A 4,337-nucleotide genomic window follows, 5' to 3' on the forward strand; every position below is an offset into this window, starting at 1 on the left:
AGGAAACCAGTCACCGCAGCATCAGGGACAGTAAACGACAGATCATCAACGGCCAGCTGCTTGCCGTACCTCTTCGACAGACTCTCAACAGTAATCATGGTTACTGATACTGGTGCCTGACCTGCACTCCCCACATCGGCCCAGGGGTTGATCGTGCGGCGTACGCCCGTGGTACCCCGGCGTCCTACCTTGGTATGAGCCCCTCCCACCACACTGCGCTCCATGGAGAGCATCACCCATCGCGTACTCCGTGACAAAAGCGGCGATGAAGCTCATCGTCCCGGAGGTGGAGTCAGAGGCGCCGGTCAACGAACTCTCCCGCCCGGCGCGTGACAGCCGTCGTGGTGGAGTTCCCACCGGCGGCATCGCACCGGTTTGACCGTTTCTTCTTAAGTCGATGTGCCGAAACCGGTGCGATGGGGCACATTGAGCCCCGGAACACCCTTCTCCCCCGAAGACCGGATCGAATGTAGAAACCTACAGAAGATCCAGCATCGCGAGCGCCGCCGGTGAGGGATTGAAACTGCTCCACGCCATAAAGGGGGCCACACCGGCCCTGCCACACTTTCCACTCTCTACGCCAAAAATCGCTACTCCCGTGAATGGCCGCCTCACCCCTGAGCATCTCTGACAGGGAAACGGTCGGTTCAACAATGCCCCGCTCGTGCAGTCCCATGGGCCGCATTCGGATCGAAGATCGAGTACCGACAGCTGGTACTCAGCGGCGACATGGGCCGCACGCCGAACAAGAGCCGCATCCGCAGACACCACATCAAGCTCAAAGGCATCCAGGGCGTCAGACTCTTGATACCTCTCGGAAGATGAGGTAAACCTCACCACAGTCCCGAAAGGAGCCCCCGTGCCCAACATCACCATCACCCACGCAGAAACCGGCCTCATGCACACCCGGGTCGCACGCACCGAACAGGTCACACCACACATGATGCGGGTGACCTTCAGCGGCGGCGACCTGGAGCACCTCGAGTACAAGGGATTCGACCAGTGGTTCCGGCTGGCGATCCCGGTCCGCACGGACGACCGCCTCGACAACCTCCCCGAGAAGTTCGGCTACGGGGGCCTGCTGAAGTTCGTGACCCTTCCCAAGGGAACGCGTCCCGTGATCCGCAACTACACCATCCGCGAGTTCCGCCCGGAGACCGGCGAGATGGACGTCGACTTCGTCGTCCACGGCGATGCCGGTGTCGCCGGCCCGTGGGCCCGCTCCGCCGCCCCCGGCTCCGAGGTCGCCCTGATCGACCAGGGCTGTGGCTGGCAGCCGGTCGACGCCGAGCAGTCCCTCATCGTCGCCGATGAAAGCGGAATGCCCGCCACGCTGGGGATCCTGCGCGACATGCCCCGCAACGCCACCGGCCACGCCATCATCGAGCTCTTCGACGAACGTGACAGGCAGGACGTGGACGCTCCGGAAGGGATGACGGTGCACTGGCTGACCCGGGAGCAGGACGCCGACCCCGGTTCCCTCGCGCTTCCCGCCCTGCGCGACCTGACTCTCCCAGCCAGCCTCTACGGTTTCACCGTCGGCGAATCAGCACTGATCAAGTCCGTGCGGCGACACCTGGTGAACGACCGGAACGTCCCCAAGGCGAACGTGACCTTCTGCGGCTACTGGAAGATCGGTAAGGCCTCGCCGAGCTGAACCGGAGTGGGACGGCCCCTCACTCCACGTCGGAGACCACGACCCCGGCCTCCAGGCGCCCGTCTGTCGGGCCGGACACCGTGCCGTTGCCGTAGTCGATCTCCAGGGCCTGGACGGAGCCGAACAGCCCCTCGGGGGAGGTCTGGGTCGGCCAGCCCAGCTCACCGAGCTGGGACGCGACCGGGCTGTCCATCATCGCCGGCTCAACCATCAGCGTGCCGGACGCCGGGTCCAGGCGGAACCGGGGGGCGGCCACCGCGTCGTCCAGTGACTGCCCCTGCAACGCCCACCGCGACAGGGTGTTGCCGAGGATGCTCACGATGTTCGCCCCGCCCGGCGTCCCCAGCCCCAGGACGGGACGCCCCTCATTGTCGAGGACCATCGTCGGGTTAGACCAGGTCACCGAGCGCTTGCCCGGCTCCGGGCGGTTCGCCTCCGAGGTCACCGACGAGAACCTGCTCAGTTGGTCGTTGAGGAAGAACCCGCCGACCTCCTGTCCGGATCCCCAGAACTCGGTCAGGGTGTTCGTCATCGAGACCGCGGTGCCGTCCTTGTCCACCACCGTGAGGTGCGTGGTATTGCCCGGCTTGCGCATGTTCTCGCTGTCCTCGACCGGGGCGTCGCCCATCGCGACAGGCTCGTCCCCGCCGGCGTCATCCGGCTCGCCGTCGTCCCCACCGCGCAGGATGGCGTCGTAGTCGACGTCCACGAAGTCGGTGTCGCCCAGGTCGTTCATCGCGATCTGTTCGGCACCTGCCCACTCGTCCGACACGCGCCGGACCTGCTCCACCGAGTTCGGGTCCACCTCACCGATGCCACCGTCCTCCAGGTTCTGCAGCATCCGGATCAGCGCCACACCGGGCAGCGCCGGTGCGGACGACACCACCTGGTAGTCCCCGACATCGCCCTGCGGCGGCTCATTGTGCTGCACCGAGTACTCCCCGAGCGACTCCGGGTCGATCCCCTCGAACTCCGACAGCATCCCGGACAGCTCGCCGGTGTAGAAGGACTCCGGTCCCTGTTCCTGGAGGGTGCGGAAGGTGTTCGCCAGGTCCTCCTGCACGAGTTGGTCGCCCACCTGCACGGGCACCCCGCCCGGCGAGAACTGCGGCAGGCCCCCCGTCGCCTCCTGGCCTCCGGCGTCCCGCCGCTGGACGAGGGTCTCGGTGACCGGCACGCCGTCCTGCGCCATGTCCACCGCAGGACGCAGCAGCTCGGCCCAGTCGAGCGATCCACGCTGTTCATGCAGGTCCGCCATGCCCGCGACGAAGCCGGGGATGCCCGTGTTGGACGCCGGGATCTGGCCATCCTGCGCGACCACCTCACGGTAGTCGACGGCGTCAGTCTGGCCGTCCTGCCCCGTGATCAAGGCGGACCCGCCACCGCCGATGCCGGAGGCGTACGGTTCAACGACCGAGACCGCGAAGGCTGCGGCGATGGCCGCGTCCACCGCGTTGCCGCCCTGGTCGAGCATCGCCATGCCAGCTTCGGCGGCCAACGGGTGCCCGGCGCTGACCCCCTGCTGGGACAACTCAGCGGATTCCCCATCCCCGGCTTCCCCCGTCGCGGACGGGGCCGCGGACTCCGGCGGTGACTGCGGTGACAACGACCCATCGTCTTCCGTGGAGCCGTCGTCACTGGTGCAGGACGCGACCAGGGCCGCCGCGGACACGACCGCGACCACTGAGGTGGACCGTCGGAACATTCTCAACATCATCTTCCCCACTCTACGGACGTGCGAAGTACGCGGAGTGACTACCGCAACGGGGCGGCAAACCTTAGCATGGTTGGAATGCAGCAAGGAGGACACGGCAAGCACCGGTTGGAGTCAGCGCGGACCACGGCGTCCGACCGGCTCTCACGTCTCGAGCCGCCTGCCCGCTTGCCCGGTGTCGACCTGGCGCGCGGGCTGGCGATCTTCGGCATGTTCGCCGCCCACATGGTGATCACCACCCCGATCGAGTGGTCGCAACCTGGCACCTGGAGCGGAATCGTGGATGGACGCTCCGCCATACTCTTCGCCACCCTTGCGGGCATCTCCCTGGGGCTGACGGCGCCCAGGTCGGCCGCCTCCGCGGGTCCGTCCGCCGCCGCCGACGTGCAACTGCGGCGAAAACGCCTGCTGGTCCGCGCGGTGGTGCTGTGGCTGTTCGGCATCCTGCTCACCCTGACCGATGTCCCGGTCCACGTGATCCTGCAGACCTACGGTGTCCTGTTCCTCATCGGCGCCGCGATGCTCACACTGCGGCCACGGACCCTGTTCGCCATTGCCGGCGTCGTCGCCGTGGTCATGCCCTTCGTGGTGGGCGGTATCGACAATGTCTGGGACGGCAGTGGGCCGGACGACCCTGACAACATCTCACTGCTGGTGAGCTGGCACTACCCCTTCCCTCTCTGGACGGCGTTCCTGGCTGCGGGTCTCGGCGCCGGGAAGCTGCTGCGGGAGTCGCTCAACCACGCCTGGTGGATGCTGGGCGGCGGTGCCGTGCTCGCGGTCACCGGCTACGGGCTGATCGGTCCCCTCGGCGACCGGTCGGTGGACGAGGCGGAGGTCTGGTGGATCTCCCAGCTCTCGGCCGAGCCGCATTCGTCCGGTCTGGGCGAGTCCATCGGCTCCGGCGGCTTCGCCCTGGCTGTGATCGCCGGATGCGTGCTGCTGTGCACGACCCGGTTCCGCCAC

The 4,337-nt window shown here is 67.1% G+C and carries 3 protein-coding genes and 1 pseudogene; 2 read left to right on the plus strand and 2 right to left on the minus strand.

Annotation, left to right across the window (positions count from 1 at the left end; all coding sequences use genetic code 11):
• Positions 1-98 (minus strand): annotated as a pseudogene (locus ACTIL2_RS10990) (ABC transporter ATP-binding protein); the annotation flags it as partial.
• A 761-nt stretch (positions 99-859) separates the two neighbouring features.
• Here ACTIL2_RS10990 and ACTIL2_RS10995 point away from each other — a divergent pair.
• Complete coding sequence (locus tag ACTIL2_RS10995) at positions 860-1,657, plus strand: siderophore-interacting protein (RefSeq protein WP_442337511.1); 798 nt, start codon at positions 860-862, stop codon at positions 1,655-1,657.
• A 19-nt stretch (positions 1,658-1,676) separates the two neighbouring features.
• Here the strand turns inward: ACTIL2_RS10995 and ACTIL2_RS11000 are convergent, their stop codons facing one another.
• Positions 1,677-3,374, minus strand: a complete 1,698-nt coding sequence (locus ACTIL2_RS11000; RefSeq protein WP_442337512.1) for a gamma-glutamyltransferase — start codon at positions 3,372-3,374, stop codon at positions 1,677-1,679.
• A 75-nt stretch (positions 3,375-3,449) separates the two neighbouring features.
• Between ACTIL2_RS11000 and ACTIL2_RS11005 the strand changes: the two genes are divergently transcribed.
• On the plus strand, positions 3,450-4,337 hold an 888-nt coding region (locus ACTIL2_RS11005; RefSeq protein ID WP_442337513.1), incomplete at its 3' end, for a heparan-alpha-glucosaminide N-acetyltransferase domain-containing protein.

It is taken from the genome of Corynebacterium sp. (assembly GCF_052107835.1).
Lineage (GTDB): Bacteria > Actinomycetota > Actinomycetes > Mycobacteriales > Mycobacteriaceae > Corynebacterium.

What these genes read in the sequence shown, in the direction of transcription:
- ACTIL2_RS11000 (WP_442337512.1), bottom strand. Translation starts at nt 3,374, where the DNA reads ATGATGTTGAGAATGTTCCGACGGTCCACCTCAGTGGTCGCGGTCGTG.